The following is a 16,095-nucleotide window of genomic DNA, read 5'->3' as shown; positions in this document are numbered from 1 at the left end:
AGGCCCCACCCCTTTTTAACCCCCGCGTCCCCGTCATCGGGAGCCTGCATATGGCGCAGCCCTCCATCATAAAACTGAAGCCTGCCGCCGCTATGACCTTGTCCTCGCCAGCACACCGGCCGAGAGGGAAGATGGATAGCCAGGCCGATGCCAGGACCGACGGCATGCCGCCGTCAGTATTCGACAGCGCGGAGATGGAGGCGCACCAATCGGCGCTGCGGGGATATTTCGCCCGCCGCGTCCGGCAGGCGCAGGACGTGGACGACTATGTCCAGGACGTCTATCTGCGCGCGCTGTCCGCAGCACCAGACCGGGGCGTGGACAACTGGCGCGCCTTTCTGCTGCGCGTGGCCAACAACCTGCTGATCGACCGATTCCGCCGCAACACCGCCCGCCACCTGGATGCCCACGATGGCCTGGAGGAGGTGGCAGAGCTGGTGGACGATGGCGCCGCGACGCCCGAACGCACCCTGATGTTCCGGCAGGAACTGGCGTGCCTGGAGGCGGCGCTGCGCGACGTGGACCCGTTGGCGCGCCACGCCTTCCTACTGGTGCGGGTCGACGGGCTGAGCCACCGGGAGGTTGCCGGCCGCCTGGGTCTTGAGGTCAAAACGGTGTCCCGTCAAATCGAACGTGTCCTGGCCCACCTGGCCCGGACGATGGTGGAGCCGTCGCGTTGACCCCCACCGATCAGGACCAAGCCATACTGGAAAACGCCGCCGCCTGGCTGCGGCGCATACACAACGGGGACCTGGGCGCCGAGGGCCAACGGACCTTCCGCGCCTGGCTGGAAGCCGACCCCCGCCATACCGCCGCCATGGACCTGGTGACCCGCGCCTGGACGGCCAGCGGCGCCATCACCGACAAGGGCGCGCTGCGGCCGGATCTGACCCGCGCCCGGGGCCTGCGCCTGGCCGATGACCAGACGCGCCCGCACCGGTCCTGGCGCCGCGCCATCTGGATGCCCCCGCTGGCGGGCCTGGCCACCGCCATGGCCCTGGCGCTGGTGTGGCTGTGGAACGGGGCGGTCAGCGAGGCCGACTATGTCACCGCCACCCACGACCATCCGCAGGTGACATTGTCCGACGGCACGGTCATGCGCCTGGGCGGTTCGACCCACCTGCATGTGCGCATCGACCCCCTGGGCCGCCGGGTGGACCTGGCCCAAGGTGAGGCCGAATTCCAGGTGACGCATGAGAGGCTGAGGCCCTTCCACGTCCTGGCGGGGGGGCTGGAGGTGCGCGACCTGGGCACGCGCTTCACCGTATCGTCCCATGGCACGCAAGTGCGCGCGGTTCTGCTGGAAGGGGCCGCGGAAATCCGCGACCGGGACAGCGGCCGCGTGCTGTTGAGCCTGACCCCGGGCCAGCAGGTGGACCAGGACGGCCGGGGGCCGGTGCGCCTGGGCAAGGCCAACCTGGCCCAGGTGGCGGCTCGCCAGGACGGCCGCCTGCTGTTCGACGACGTGCCCCTGGCGCAGGTGGTGCCGGAGGTGGCGGCCCGCACGGGCATCGTGTTGCGCCTGGATGATCCCGCCCTGGGCGCGATCCGCGTCAGCGGCAGCTACCGCGCCGACGACATCGCCGGTTTTTTGGCGGCCCTGGCCCGCCTGCATCCCATCACCTGGCGGCAGGACGCCAATGGGGATTACCGGATTGGCCGCCGGCGGTGACCCTTCGCGCAGGCCAGGACACCGCCGGCTGGCGGTGTCCTGCGCCCTGCTGCCTTGCCTGACCGGACCGTTGGCGCCCACCCCGGCGGCGGCGCGCGCGGCCTATACCATCGCGGAGCAACCCCTGGGCGGCGCGCTGCTGGAACTGGCCCGGCAGTCGGGCCGGGATGTGCTGTTCCGTCCGGAGCTGGTGCGCGGCTGCCGCGCGGCCCCCCTCTCTGGTGAAACCGATTTCGAGGCGGCGCTGGCCCATCTGATCTCAGGGTGCCATTTACGCTATCGCCTGGGTGACGGCGGGGCCATCGAGCTGGAGCGGGCGCCGGTTCCCACGACCGTCGCCATTCCGGCCGTGGCGCCGGCGCCCGGTCAGTTGCCAGAGGTGCTGATCGTCCGCGCCGCCCACCACGACGCGCCGCCCGGCGAGATCGCCGCCACCGCCCTGACCGACAGCCTGACGGCAGCCGAATTGCGGGAGCGGGCGGACCGCACCCTGGCGGAAGGGCTGGGCCGCCTGGCCGGGGTGAACGTGCTGGTCACGTCGCTGCAGGGGGACTTGGGCGGCATCGACCGGGCCGCGCGGGGGGAGGGCCAGTTCGCCGCCGTGCGCGGGCTGGACAGCGCCTACGCCGTCACGCGCCTGGATGGGGTCTCGGTGGCGCAGAGCATGCCCTACAGCCGCGCCGTGCAATTGAGCCTGCTGCCCCCCTGGCCATGGACGGGGTGGAACTGACCAAGACGCCGGACGCCCACGATGACGGCGACGCCACCGCCGGCCAGTTCGACCTGCGGCTGGCCTCGGCCCTGGAGGGGGGAGCACACCCGGCTGCTGGTCCAGGGCAACCTGGATGAACGCTCCGCCAGCCTGGGGCGGCCGTCCGGCGGGGGCATGGCCATCGCCGATATCGCCCGGCAATTCGGCCGGGACCATACGCTGGGGCTATCGGTCACGGGCTATTACGGCCGCAACCGCTTCGCCAGCGTGGAGCAGTCATACCAGACGACGCAATTCGAATACCGCCTGGTCGACGCCAGCGGCAAGCCCCCCGCCGGGATGGACCCGGCGCGCGACCTGATGGCCACCTCGCTGAACGTGCAATATTCGGAAGGCGAGACGCGGCGCTGGGGCGGCAGCCTGGCCGGTGACTGGCAGCCCAGCGACGCCTTCCACGCCTTCGCCCATGTCACGGTCGCCACCGCCGACACGGACCAGGAGGTCTACCAGATGGGCTTCCAGGGCGGGCGGGACCCCAGCTTCATCACCCGCGTGGCGCTGGGCAACGGCCTGTATGAGAACCGCAGCGTCAAGACCCAGGTGCATTACTGGTTCGAGACCAACCCGGACACGGCGACCCTGGGAACGGCGCAGGTCGGGGCGGACTGGCATGCCGGCGCCCTGACCCTGGCGCCGCGCCTGTTCTACACCTGGGGGGAAAACGGGCGACCCCAGCATATCGAGATGTCGTTCTGGAACCCCGTGGGCACCACGGTGAACCAAGGCCTGAGCCTGGGGCGCCAGGATGGTTATCCCGTGGTGGCGGGGCCGTCCGCCGCCTTGGCCATGGCCGATGGCGTGGAGAACCTGCCCGTGTCCAACCGGGGGCAGATCACCAGCCTGTCCAGCCGGCAGGACCGCATCGGCGGCGCCTTGGACGGCAAGCTGCCCCTGTCCGCCGACGCCACCCTGGAAACCGGGGTGAAGATCACCGACAGCCAGCGCGACAGCTACCGCCGCGATCAGGAGGGCCAATTGGTCGGCGGCCTGGGGGCGGTGGACGCCGGCAGCACGGTGGCCAGCCTGGCGGCCGTCGGCCTGCGCGCGGGCACCCTGACGGCGCCCCTGGCCGGCATCTACGACTTCACCTTCCCCCTGATCGACGCCAGCCGGCTGGCGCAGCTCTACCGCCTGCGCAACGGCGGCGCCACCTGGACCGCCGACGCGTGGAACGGCAACACGCTGAGCGGCGACGAGCGACGGGTGGCCGCCTACAGCCAGGTGCGCCTGACCTGGGATGATTTCGTCCTGCTGCCCGGCGTCCGCGCCGAATTCACCGACCTGACCAACCGCTATTGGCTGTCCGGCGGCAACGGCGCGCCGGCGGGCAGCGTCCATTACGGCTGGAACGACAGCAACAGCCAGTTCAGCGCCCTGCTGCCCCGCGTGCTGGCCAAGTGGCAACCGGACCCGCAGGTGACCTACCGCGCCGCCGTGTGGACCAGCCAGACGGCCCCGTCCCCGTATCAACTGGCGGGCAACGCCACCGCCACGCAGGACAGCGACGGCGTGCTCACCATCACCCGGGGCAACCCGGACCTGAAGGCGGTGGACGGGCTGAATTTCGACCTGTCGGGCGCCTGGGCCTGGACCGGCCAGGGTGGGGCCGGCGACGACGGGCGGCTGGAATTGGCGGTCTTCCACAAGCGGCTGAAGAACTACCTGTACGACGCCGGTGGCAACCTGGCCACCGGGTCCGCCACCAACGACGCGCAGGTGCGCCTCAGCATCCCCACCAACGGCGGCACCGCTCGGCTGACGGGGGCGGAACTGTCGCTGGACCAGGGGTTGGCGACCGTGGCCGACGCCCTGAGCGACTTCCGCCTGGCGGGCACCCTCAGCTGGGAAACGACGGCGGTGCGCCTCAACAACGCCGACCTGAACGCGGTGGAACGGGTGCAGTACGCGCCCCGCTGGCTGGCCGGGGTGCAACTGCGGTACGACCGCGGGCCCCTGCATCTGGCGATGGATTACCGCTGGGCCGACGACTACGTCCAATCCTATGGCACCGCCTTTGTTTCCGGGGGCGGAACGACCATGGCCGGCAGCGCCCTGGACACCTGGGTGCATCCGACGCGGCGGCTGGACTTCAGCGCCGGCTACGATGCCGGCGGGGGATTGAGCGCCCGGTTGACGGTGCGCAACCTGGGCGACGCCCTGGCCTATCGCACCAGCGTGGGCCGCCACGGCGACGCGGTGGTGCAGACCATCAACGCCGGCCGCAGCTTCGAACTCAGCCTTCAGCAGGAATTCTGACGATGCCGCGTTCCGTCCTTCGCCAGTCTCTCCTGGCCACCGCCCTGCTGCTGGTCCCGCCCGCCTTGGCCGCCCCCTCCAGCCCAGCCGCCAACCCCACCGCCATCGCCGACGCCTCCCCCTCACCCGGGACGCGCTGGTCCGGCTGCGGGGGGATGTGGACGCGATCCACGATCCGGTGATCAAGGCGGCGACCGCGGACGCCCTGTTCAACCCCGCCACCTGTGTCGCCCATCGCGCCCGGCTGGACGCGGCGGGACGCCAGGCCATCATCGACCGGCTGGTGGCGGAGGACCTGGCCGATCCCGCTGACGCCACCGGGTTGCCCGGCGGCCTGATGGCTGGGCTGTTCCCCACCCTGCCGGACGAGGACGGCCCCTGCCCCCACCTGCCCCAGCCGTTCGCCGCCGCCCCCGGCGGCAACGCCGGCAGCCATCACTCCTGGCCGGGCGGCCTGCCCGTGCATGAGGCGTTCAACGCCCGGAGCGCCCAGGATTTCGCCGCCGCCTACCGCACCCTTGAGGGGGTGGATCTTGACGGCCAGGACGACCTGATCACCGCCGCCCCCCTGTGGCACGACTGGGCCAAGGCGCTGCTGTTCATCTGGCGCGCCGACGGCGGCCTACCGCCGGAGATTTCCCTGGGTGGCCATGGACCGGAGGGCGACTTCCGCACCGGCGCCCACCACATCCTGGGCCTGGCGGAGGCGATGGCCCGCCACCTGCCCGCCGATCTGGTCATCGTCCAGGCCTGTGCCCACCAGGCGCCGGAGCGCGGCAAGCCGGAACGGCTGGTCCATTGGTTGCGCGCCGCCGCCATCATCGCCCGCGTCGACCCTGTCAAGGCCGGATATCTGGTTCCCACTGCCCACGGCAGCCTGACCCTGCCCGGTACGGGCAGCGTGCCCCGCTGGTGGTCCGCCTGCCTGATCCACGCCCAATCGGATCACAACTGGGTCTATGCCGAGCCAGCCGTCGAGGATGCCGATGCCCTGCTGCGCCAATTGGCCCCGCGCTTCGGCGTTGATGCCACCGATCCCGCCCGCTACGCCTGGGGATATCGTCATCCGGTGCTGGCCCGCCTGGGGGCGGCCCGCATCCAATCCCTGGTGGCCACGGGCGGACTGGACGCCCTGGCCCAGGCGCTGACCCAGCTGCGCGCCCAAGGCGTGTTCTGATGCCCCGACCCCTCATTCCCACCCTGGTCCCCCCTGGGATCACAACTGGAAAGAAGCCCGTGACCCGCCTCGCTTCCCTATTCCTGGCCGGCCTGCTGCTGGCGGCCGCCCCCACAGCCCAGGCCATGCCGGCCGACGCCACCGCCGCGCCCCACGCGGCCAACGGCCAGCCCTTGCGGCTGGAGCGCGTGGTGATGCTGGTGCGCCATGGCGTGCGCGCCCCCCTGGACACCGAGGCCGCCCCCGGCCTGGCCCAGGGCCAATGGGCCGCCTGGCCGGTGGCTCCCAGCCTCCTGACGCCCCATGGCGCCGCCGCCGCCGCCCTGATGGGTGCCTACCAGCGTGAATGGCTGGCCGCCAACGGCCTGCTGCCGGCCCAGGGTTGCCCGGCCGAGGGCCAGGTCGCCATCTGGACCAATTCGGCGGAGCGCACCATCCGCACGGGCGAGGCCATGGCCAAGGGCCTGGCGCCAAACTGCGCCCTGACCATCGGCCACAAGCCGCCGGGCACGCTGGACCCGCTGTTCGACCCGTTCGAAGCCGGGGCCGCCACCGTCGACGCCGCCGCCGCGGTGAAGGCGATGGAGCCGGAAATGGGCGACGTGCGCAACGCCTCGACCTATCTGGTGCCCGCCATCACGCTGACGGCGCGGGGTCTGGGCTGCGACCGCGCCACCCCGGCCTGCGACCTGGTGCAGATGCGCACCACCATCACCCCCAGCGCCGACAACCGGGGCGTGGACCTGCGCGGCCCCGTCGCGCAGACGGCCGGCGCCGCCCAGATCTTCATCCTGCAATATCTGGAGGGCATGCCGGCCAGCCAGGTCGCCTGGGGCCGGCTGGGCGACGGCCAGGGGCTGCGGGACGCGCTGGCCCAAATCTCCCGCCTGCACGGCCTGCAGTTCGACGTGTTCGCCCGCAACGCTTACATGGCGCCGCGCAAGGCGGTGGCGCTGGCCCCGCGCATGGTCCAGGCGCTGACCGGTGCCGACCAGCCGCCTGTCACCCTGCTGGTGGGCCATGACGACAACATCGCCGCCATCTCCGGCCTGCTGGGCGTCCATTTCCAGGTTCAGGGCTATGGCGAGGACGACCCGCCCGTGGGCGGCGGCCTGCGCCTGGAACTGTGGCGTGATGCCGCCGGCCAGGCCCTGGTCCGCGTCGCCTATGTCGCCCAGACCCCGGACCAGGTGCGCACCCTGGCGCCGCTCAGCCTGGCCACCCCGCCGTGGAGCGCCGTCCTGGCCCTGCCCGGCTGCGCCGAGCTGTGCCCCGTGAAGACCGTGACGGACAAGCTGTCCGTCGCCCGCTGACGCCCCGCCCACGGCCCCTCTAACCGGAAAGCCGCCCAATCATGATGGATCGCCGTTCGCTTCTTCGCCATGCGTTGGGCGGTGTCGCCCTGGCCGGCCTGCCGCCGGCCCTGGCCCGCGCCGCCGCCATTCCCGCCGACGTGCGCACCGGAACCCTGGAGGACGTGGCGCACATCGTCGTCCTGATGCAGGAGAACCGGGGCTTCGACCATTATTTCGGCACCCTGTCCGGCGTCTGCGGCTTCGGCGACCGGTTCCCCATCCCGGTGCCGCCGGGACCGGACGGCCAGGCGATGACCGTGTGGGACCAACGCGACCGCACCGACCCGCATCCCCGCGTCGTCAACCCCTTCCACCTGTCGACCAAGGCGCATTTCGAGCTGATGCGCATGCTGGGCACGCCGCACCAGTGGAACAACGCCCAGGCCGCCTGGGACAACGGCCGCATGGCGCATTGGCCGGAGGCCAAGACCCAGCGGGCCATGGGCTACTACACGCGGGAGGACATCCCCTTCCAGTTCGCCATGGCGGAGGCGTTCACCATCTGCGACGCCTATCACTGCGCCATGCACACCGGCACCAACACCAACCGGCTGTTCCTGTGGACCGGCACCAACGACCCCCACGGCAAGGGCGGCGGTCCGGCCATCGACAACCCCGACGACGACCTGAAAAAGCCGGACGCGGCCAGCATCCCGCGCTTTTCCTGGACGACCTATCCGGAGCGGCTGGAGGCGGCGGGCGTCAGTTGGGGCCATTACCAGGACATGGCCGACAATTTCGGCGACAACCCGTTGGCCAATTTCCTGCAATACCGCGCCGCCTATCGCGGCGACCCGGGCTCCCGCGCCGTGCTGCGGGACAAGGGCCTGTCCACCCGGGCGCTGGACAAGCTGCGCGAGGATGTGCTGGCCGACCGGCTGCCCCAGATCTCCTGGGTCGTCGGCACGGAAGAGGGGTCGGAGCATCCGGGCCCGTCCAGCCCGGCCCAGGGGGCGGCCTACACCGCCCAGGTCATCGACGCGCTGACCGCCAACCCCAAGGTTTGGGCGCGCACGGTGCTGTTCATCACCTTCGATGAGAATGACGGCTTTTTCGACCATGTGCCGCCGCCGGCCCCGCCGTCGCCCGACCCCGACGCGCCCGGCGGCTTCGCCGGGGCCAGCACGGCGGTGACGGATGACGATTATCACCGCCTGAAAGCCCCCGGCGCCGATGGCGACGACCTGAACCTGCGCGGCCGTCCCTATGGCCTGGGGCCGCGCGTGCCCTGCTATATCCTGTCCCCCTGGTCGCGTGGCGGCTGGGTGCATTCGGAGGTGGCGGACCACACCTCCATCATCCGCTTCATGGAAAAGCGCTTCGGCGTGATGGAGCCCAACATCTCGCCCTGGCGGCGCGCGGTGTGCGGCGACCTGACCACAGCCTTCGACTTCAAGACCCCCAACGCCAAGCTGCCCACCCTGCCGGAAACGGCGCCCACCCGGGAACGCGCCCGCGCCATCGTCGGCCAGGCCATCCCGGAAACCCCGGTGGCGCCCCCGCACCCGTTGCAGGAGGCGGGCACCCGGCCGTCGCGGCGGCTGCGCTACGCCCTGGAGGTGAGTGACCATGTCGACCCCGCCGCCGGCACCATCCGCCTGGATTTCGTGGCCGGCGCCGGCCAGGGCGCGGTGTTCCATGTCTATGACCGGCTGCGGCTGGACGCCATCCCCCGCCGCTACACGGTGGAGGCTGGCCACACCCTGACGGGGGACTGGCACCTGATGGGGCCGGAGGGCGCCTACGACCTGTGGGTGCGGGGGCCGAACGGCTTCCACCGCGCCTTCACCGGCACCCGCATAGGAAGCGCTGGCCTCAGTTGGGCGGTGGAGGGCGATGCCCTGCGCGTCACCGTCGCCCCGGGCACGGGTGCCGGCGTGACCGTCCAGCCCGCCGCCTACAAGGACCACCACCGTCCCTGGACACCGGGGCCGGTGGGCGGCGTCATGCGCTGGCCGCTGCGCCCCACACTGGGCTGGTACGACCTGCTGATCACGGGAGAACACGTCCAGCGCCGCCTGGCGGGCCGTGTGGATGGGGACTGGCCGGCCAGCACCGACCCGGCCCTGGGGGCCCCCGGCACCGCCGGCTGAGGGCAATTATCGCTTTGATCCAGGGCCCCGGCATGCGAATAGGATTTTTATAATACTTATCGCGAGGATCGGTGCCGGCCGCCATAAGGCCGGCACCGTCAGCCGGAGGACTGGATCTCAAGATGGTGGGTTTAAGGAAAAGGACGCCGTTCCCGCGGGCGGCGCTGTCTGGTTTCGTTTCCGCCCTGGCACTGACGGGGGCCCTGGCAGTGGGCCTGACGGTGGGCCTTACGACGGGGGCGAAGGCGGATCCCCTGGCGGTACTGGATCGCTACGGCGCCTATGTCTCGGTGGAGGGGTACGACGCCAACGTGGTGCGCGTCACCATCGCGGCGGAGAAGGACCAGGCGCTGAAGGGCCCCGGCTATGGCGTGCTGCCCGGTGCCGCCGACAACGCCGGCTTCCGCCATAGCGGTGACTTGAGCGGCGACAGCTTCACCTCCGGCGCCTTGAGCCTGCATGTCGACGCCGCCAAGCCGCCGCACGTCCCCAGCCAGATGGAGAAGTATTTCGCGCCCCAGCTGCCGCCCGTCACCCTGCAGGTGAAGAACGCGCGGGGACAGGTGGTGCTGGACATGACCGGCTGGTCCATGGCGCCGCACACCGTGGCGGGGGAGAAGACCTACCAAGTCGGCGCCAGCTTCAAGGCGCCGGCGGACGAACATTATTACGGCATGGGCCAGAACCAGCAGTCGCTGGGCCCGCTGGACCTGCGCGGCCGCACGCTGGACTGCAAGCACTGGTATGACGCCCCCGGGGGCGAAACCGTGTGCGTGCCGGTGCTGGTCAGCTCCAAGGGCTACGCCATCGTCTGGGACAACCCGGCGGAAACGGTGCTGAGCGCCGGCATCAACGGCGCCACCTCCCTCTCCTCCACCGTGGGGGAGCGGGTCAGCTTCTTCGTCATCACCGGCGACACCCCGGCCGAGATTTACGGCGCCTACGCCCGCCTGACGGGCAAGACGCCCATCCCGCCCAAGGCCGCCTTCGGCCTGATCCAGTCCAAGGCGCGCTACGACAGCCAGGATGAGATCCTGCGCGTGGCCAAGACCTACCGGCAGAAGAAGTACCCGCTGGATATCATGGTGCTGGACTGGTTCTACTGGACCCGCATGGGCCAGCTGGACATCAACCCAGCGGAATTCCCCAACCCCGACGCCATGAACCAGGACCTGCACGCCATGAGCCTGCAGTCCATCGTCTCGCTCTGGCCGCGGTTCGAGACCTCGGGACGCTATTTCAACGAGCTGGACACCAAGGGCTATCTGCTGAAGGACGCGGACGGCAAGACCGTGGACGGCCTGCCCTTCCGCTCCGACCGGGCCGGCGCCCTGATCGACGCCACCAACCCCGCCGCCCGCGCCTGGTTCTGGGACCATATCCGCGACAACGTGCTGAGCCACGGCTTCGACTATCCCTGGCTGGACGAGACGGAACCGGACCTGGTGCCCGATGGCTTCTTCTATTCCATCGGTTCCGGCGACAGGTATCACAACGTCTTCCCCCTGCTGCATGTCGAGGGGGTGGCGCAGGGCCTGCGGGCCTGGCGGCCCAACCGGCGGCCCCTGATCCTGTCGCGCGCCGCCTATCTGGGATCGCAGCGCACCGGCGCCCTGTTCTGGTCGTCGGACATCAGCCCGCAGTGGGAGGCGCTACGCCGCCAGATCCCGACCGGCCTGAACATGACGGCGTCGGGCATCGCCTATTGGGGCAACGACATCGGTGGCTGGCAGTACCTGCCGCAGACCACCAGCTACACCGGCACGCCCCTGGTCAGCCCGGCGGGAGCCGAGGAGACGGTGGGCCAGAACCACGACTATCCGGAACTGATGGTCCGCTGGTTCCAGTACGGCACCTTCCTGCCCACCCTGCGGCTGCACGGCGACCGCAAGCATACGGAAATCTGGGCCTTCGGTGCGGAGGCGGAGGCCATCATGGCCCGCTATGACCGGCTGCGCTATGCCCTGATCCCCTATCTCTACGCCCAGGCCAAGGCCACCTACGACACGGGCGTGCCCTTCATGCGGGCCTTGTGGATGGACTTCCCCCACGACCCCAATGTCGCCGACTTGGGCACGGAATACATGTTCGGCCCCGCCTTCCTGGTGGCACCGGTGACGGAGGCCGGCCAGACGAGCAAGCCGGTTTACCTGCCGGCCGGCACCGACTGGTACAACTACTGGACCAACGAGAAGCTGGCCGGCGGTCAGTGGGTGACCGTGGCCTCCCCCATCGACCAGATCCCCCTGTTCGTGCGGGCGGGCTCCATCCTGCCGCTGGGTGCCGACGTGCAGTCGACGGCGGAGAAGCAGAAGATCGTGGCCCTGAAGGTCTATCCCGGCCGCGACGGCAGTGCCACCGTCTACGACGACGACGGCCTGAGCCTGGAATACGAGAAGGGCAAGGGCGGCAGCGTCGCCACCCTGCGCTGGGACGACAAGGCGGGAAAGCTGACGGCCGAGGGCGCGCGCGAGCCCTTCGCCACGGCGCCGGCCGACCTGGTCCAGGTCATGGGCCGCTAGGCGGTCCCCCGCCTACCCCGGTGACCGGGGCCTTGTGACGGGCGTCATCGCCCAGGGGAGCGGCCACGGCTAGTGTCGTGGCCGTTTCCATTTCATGAGCAAGGCTCAAGGAACCGCCCGGTTCGGTTGAGCATTGTCAAATTGTTGACGTTCCCGCCGGGGGTTAATAGCTTCCAGGCACAGCCTTTCGCTGTCGTGGGAGCATTGGGGCGGAGGGTGGCGATGGCGGTGCTGGGAGGGCGTTTGGCTTTGGTGCGCCGTGAGAAGGCAGCCGCGCAGCTGACCGGCGATACCCTGTGGGACCGCATCCGGCAGGAGGCGGAGGCCGCCCTGGCGGGCGCCCCCATGCTGGCGCCCTTGTTCCTGGACTCTGTCATCAACCAATCCTCGTTCGAGACGGCGCTGTTCCACCGCATCGCCGCGCGGCTGAAGAACGACGTGGTGTCCCAGGCCCTGATCGTCGACACCTTCAACCAGGCGGCCGCCGACGACACCACCCTGGCACCGGCGCTGCGCGCCGACATCGCCGCCGTGCTGGACCGCGACCCGGCCTGCGAGCGGCTGATCGAACCCTTCCTGTACTTCAAGGGCTTCCACGCCATCCAGACCCACCGGCTGGCCCACTGGCTGTGGATCAACGGCGCGCGCGACTTCGCGCTGTACCTGCAAAGCCGCTCGTCGGAGGTGTTCCAGACCGACATCCACCCGGCGGCAACCATCGGCCAAGGCGTCTTCCTCGACCACGCCACCGGGCTGGTGGTGGGCGAGACGGCGGTGATCGAGGATGACGTGTCGCTGCTGCAGGACGTGACCCTGGGCGGCACGGGGAAGGACATGACGGACCGCCACCCCAAGGTGCGCAAGGGCACCATCATCGGCGCCGGCGCCAAGATCCTGGGCAATATCGAGGTCGGCGCCTATACGCGGGTGGCGGCCGGCTCCGTCGTGCTGAGGCCCACCGAACCCTATTCCACCGTGGCGGGCATCCCGGCCAAGGTAATAAAGGTGGACGATGCTGGCCGGGAGGCCGCCCGTGAACTGGACCAGGCGCTGAGCGACCTGGCCTATACGTCCTTCAACTACTCGATCTGACGTCCCCGGCGCCTCGCTTTGTTGCGATCGCCGGGCGCCACCTTGACGGGAATCCGCGTTCGGTCAGGCTTGCCCTCCTGACCGTCGCCCGCCGAGGAGCCTGCCATGAGCGCCCGTCCGCTTCTTCCCCCCGTCCCCGCCGCCTTCTTCGGGATTGTCCTGGGCCTGACCGGCCTGGGCGGGTGCTGGCGGGCCGCCCATGACGCTTGGGGCCTGCCGGCGGCGGTGGGCGAGGCGCTGATGGCGGTGGGCGCGGCCGTATGGGCCATCGTGCTGCTGCTCTACGGCGCCAAATGGGTCAATCACCGCACGGCGGCCATGGCGGAGGTGAACCACCCGGTGCAGTGCTGCTTCATCGGCTTGGCCGGGGTCGCCACCATGCTGGTGGCGGGCGGCGCCCTGCCTCATTCCCGGCCCGTGGCGCTGGCGCTGTATGTGCCGGGCGCCGTCTTCACCCTGCTGTTCGCGGTGTGGCGCACCGGGGGCTTGTGGCAGGGGGACCGCGACCCGGCGACGACCACCGCGGTGCTATACCTGCCAACAGTGGCCGGCAGCTTCGTCGCCGGCATCGTGGCGGCGGCGCTGGGATACAGGGAAGCGGGGCAGATGGCGTTTGGCGCCGGCTTCTTCGCCTGGCTGGCCATCGAATCCGTACTCCTGCACCGTCTGCTGACCGCCCCCGGCCTGGCGGCCGCGCTGCGCCCCACCCTGGGTGTGCAACTGGCGCCACCGGTGGTGGGCGCGCTGGCGCTGATCAGCGTGGCACCGGATTTGTCCCCCGTCTTCGCGCGCCTGCTGGTGGGCTACGGCCTGTTGCAGGCGCTGGTGCTGGCCCGCCTGCTGCCCTGGATCCTCAAGGACGGGTTCACCCCCGCCTACTGGGCCTTCACTTTCGGCGCCACCGCCCTGGCGACGACACCGATACGTCTGGCGGCACGGGGCGATACCGGCGTGATGGCGGATCTGGCCCCGGTGTTGTTCCTCGTGGCCAACGGCGTGGTGGGGGTGGTGGCGCTGGGCACCGTCCTGCGCGCCCTGCAAGGCCGACTGCTGCCCCCACCTCCCATTCCCGCCGCCCCCGCGACGATGCCCTGACGCATCGATCTTCGGGGCGGAGTGTCCAGGGCGCCCATATCCCGCCCGTTCAGGTATTCCCGCGGGCAAATGGGCCACCATCCAGGACACAGCCCCACGACATCATCAGCGAACGCGGGATGGATGGGACCATCCCGCTACCGCTGTCCGAGTCAAACCGGGCGCAGCCGGGGTCACGATCATGCCATAGGGTATACGGGAGCACTTGCCAGCGTTTCTGCAATCGGCCCAATCGAGTAGGAGGGAGGTTCGCACCTCCCCCCTCCCACACCACCGTACGTACGGTTCCGTATACGGCGGTTCATGAAACGTGGTTTAGACGTTGATGGGTCGTCATGAGGGATGGCAGGCCGAGAGTGTCGAAGTAGGATTTCCGGTAGGCATCGTTCATGTGGCTGGCCCCTGCATTCCACCAGGGGCCGCGTCCGTTGCAGGCGGACGCCCATGCGCGGGCCTCATCCAATCCCCGCCGCATCAGGTTGCCGGCCCGGGTGCGCGGGCGTTTCCATTGGCGCCAGAGGATGCAGCGCAGTTTGCGCCGCAGCCATCCATCGAGGTCCTCGAAGATGCCCTTCACCTCGGCCAGCCGGAAGTAGGCCGTCCAGCCGCGCAGGATGGGGGCGAGGGTCTCGATGGTGTGTGCCAGGGAACGTCCGCGTCCGGCCCGGAACAGGCCCCTGAGCTTGTCGCGCAACCTGTCCACGCTCTTGGCCGGGACTGTCAGGAATTTCGTGCTCGGCGGGGTCGGTTTCGCATTCAGGCGCTCATCGCCCTTGAGAACTGCTCGCCGAACATGACAGCCATCTGGGCCTTCGCCGCCGTCCATTCGCGCGGTGGCATTTTCCAATCTTTCTCCGCCCGGTTCAAGACCAGGAACAGCAGCTTCAGGGCCGCCTCGTCATTGGGGAAGTGCCCCCTGGCGCGGACCGCCCGGCGCAGCTTGGAGTTCAGGGCCTCGATGGCATTGGTGGTGTAAAGGATCCGCCGGACTTCCCGCGGGAAGGCGAAGAACGGAATGACCTCTTGCCACGCCCGGCGCCAGGCCTTGCCGATGGCGGCGTGTTTCTCGCCCCAGGGGCCGACCTCGAAGGCGGACAACGCGGCCTCGGCCGCCTTGTCGTCCACGGCGTCGTAAATTGTCTTCAGGGCGCCGGCGATGGCCTTGCGATCCTTCCAGGAAGCGAACTCCATGCTGTGGCGCAGCAGGTGGACGATGCAGGTCTGTACAATGGTTTCGGGATAGGCTGCGGCGATCGCTTCGGGGAAGCCTTTCAGGCCATCGACCACGGCCAGCAGGATGTCTTCAACGCCCCGGTTCTTCAGTTCGTTCAGGACCCGTAGCCAGAACTTGGCGCCTTCGTTCTGCTCGATCCAAAGGCCCAGGACCTCCTTGCTGCCGTCGGCCCGCACGCCGATGGCAACGTGGATGGCCTTGTTGCGCACCAGGCTCTCATCCCGGATCTTCACCCGGATGGCGTCCAGGAACACCAGGGGATAGATCGCCTCCAGCGGCCGGTTCTGCCAAGCCGTCACTTCCTCGATCACTGCGTCCGTCACCGTCGACCCGAAGGGCAGCGCGGAGCAGCAAGATCAGGTCGGCCGACACCTCAATGCCGTAGAGTTCCCGCAGGTGCCCTGTGATCTCCCGCGTCGACATGCCCCGCGCGTACATCGAGATGATCTTCTCGTCGAAGCCCGGAAAGCGCCGCTGGTACTTGCCGATCAACTGCGGATCGAATGTCGCCGTCCGGTCCCGGGGGATGGCCAGCTCAACCGGGCCACCATCCGTCAGCACCGTCTTGCGGCCATAGCCGTTGCGCCGGTTGCCGCTCTCGTCACCAACCAGGTGATGATCCAGTTCCGCGTTCAGCGCCCGCTCCGTCAGCGCCTTCTTCAACTGATCAAGCAGCCCGTTCTGCTCAAACGCCGTCTTGGCGTCCGCACCGGCCAGCAACTGGTCCAGGATCGCGGCGGGAATAACTGGCTCTTTGCGTCGGGCCATAGGGGGTCTCCTTCTTCCTCACTATGACCCCGCCGAGCACGAAATTCCTGACAGTCCCG

12 protein-coding genes and 1 pseudogene are annotated in these 16,095 nt (G+C 69.7%); 11 read left to right on the top strand and 2 right to left on the bottom strand.

Annotated elements, in window-relative coordinates:
* Positions 1-164: 164 nt before the first annotated feature.
* The 11 genes from ULB03_RS22070 (at position 165) to tehA (ending at position 14,034) form a co-directional block, all read left to right on the top strand.
* Positions 165-680 (top strand): RNA polymerase sigma factor, encoded by a 516-nt coding sequence (locus ULB03_RS22070; protein ID WP_322485260.1) that lies wholly within the window; start codon positions 165-167, stop codon positions 678-680.
* On the top strand, positions 677-1,672 hold the full coding sequence (locus ULB03_RS22065; RefSeq protein ID WP_322485259.1) for a FecR family protein: 996 nt from the start codon (positions 677-679) through the stop codon (positions 1,670-1,672). The genes ULB03_RS22070 and ULB03_RS22065 overlap by 4 nt, the downstream gene beginning before the upstream one ends.
* The gene (locus ULB03_RS22060; protein ID WP_322485258.1) at positions 1,656-2,402 is read left to right on the top strand and encodes an STN domain-containing protein; all 747 of its coding nucleotides are present in this window, start codon (positions 1,656-1,658) and stop codon (positions 2,400-2,402) included. Before ULB03_RS22065 ends, ULB03_RS22060 begins: the two co-directional genes overlap by 17 nt.
* A 21-nt stretch (positions 2,403-2,423) precedes the next feature.
* Positions 2,424-4,700: a TonB-dependent receptor domain-containing protein gene (locus ULB03_RS22055; protein WP_322485257.1), complete on the top strand. Its 2,277-nt coding sequence runs from the start codon at positions 2,424-2,426 to the stop codon at positions 4,698-4,700.
* 2 nt (positions 4,701-4,702) lie between these two features.
* Positions 4,703-4,882: a hypothetical protein gene (locus ULB03_RS22050; protein WP_322485256.1), complete on the top strand. Its 180-nt coding sequence runs from the start codon at positions 4,703-4,705 to the stop codon at positions 4,880-4,882.
* Positions 4,858-5,877 carry a hypothetical protein gene (locus tag ULB03_RS22045; RefSeq protein ID WP_322485255.1) on the top strand — a complete coding sequence of 340 codons (1,020 nt, stop codon included), beginning with the start codon at positions 4,858-4,860 and terminating at the stop codon, positions 5,875-5,877. Before ULB03_RS22050 ends, ULB03_RS22045 begins: the two co-directional genes overlap by 25 nt.
* Positions 5,878-5,936: 59 nt before the next feature.
* Positions 5,937-7,190, top strand: coding sequence for a histidine-type phosphatase (locus tag ULB03_RS22040; RefSeq protein WP_322485254.1), 1,254 nt, complete (start codon positions 5,937-5,939; stop codon positions 7,188-7,190).
* 41 nt (positions 7,191-7,231) lie between these two features.
* Positions 7,232-9,325, top strand: coding sequence for a phosphocholine-specific phospholipase C (locus ULB03_RS22035; protein ID WP_322485253.1), 2,094 nt, complete (start codon positions 7,232-7,234; stop codon positions 9,323-9,325).
* 122 nt (positions 9,326-9,447) lie between these two features.
* Positions 9,448-11,847, top strand: coding sequence for a glycoside hydrolase family 31 protein (locus tag ULB03_RS22030; RefSeq protein WP_322485252.1), 2,400 nt, complete (start codon positions 9,448-9,450; stop codon positions 11,845-11,847).
* Positions 11,848-12,069: 222 nt separating this feature from the next.
* Positions 12,070-12,939 carry a serine O-acetyltransferase gene (cysE, locus tag ULB03_RS22025; RefSeq protein WP_322485251.1) on the top strand — a complete coding sequence of 290 codons (870 nt, stop codon included), beginning with the start codon at positions 12,070-12,072 and terminating at the stop codon, positions 12,937-12,939.
* A 105-nt stretch (positions 12,940-13,044) separates the two neighbouring features.
* On the top strand, positions 13,045-14,034 hold the full coding sequence (gene tehA / locus ULB03_RS22020) for a dicarboxylate transporter/tellurite-resistance protein TehA (RefSeq protein WP_322485250.1): 990 nt from the start codon (positions 13,045-13,047) through the stop codon (positions 14,032-14,034).
* 301 nt (positions 14,035-14,335) lie between these two features.
* Here tehA and ULB03_RS22015 read toward each other — a convergent pair whose 3' ends face one another.
* Complete coding sequence (locus tag ULB03_RS22015) at positions 14,336-14,728, bottom strand: group II intron maturase-specific domain-containing protein (RefSeq protein ID WP_322485249.1); 393 nt, start codon at positions 14,726-14,728, stop codon at positions 14,336-14,338.
* A 62-nt stretch (positions 14,729-14,790) separates the two neighbouring features.
* Positions 14,791-16,036, bottom strand: a pseudogene (locus tag ULB03_RS22010) (IS256 family transposase).
* Positions 16,037-16,095: the final 59 nt, after the last annotated feature.

Origin of the sequence: Nitrospirillum goiasense (assembly GCF_034427435.1) — a bacterium.
GTDB lineage: Bacteria > Pseudomonadota > Alphaproteobacteria > Azospirillales > Azospirillaceae > Nitrospirillum.
The sequence above is the reverse complement of the archived record's forward strand: the minus strand, read 5'-3'. Positions and strand labels throughout refer to the sequence as shown.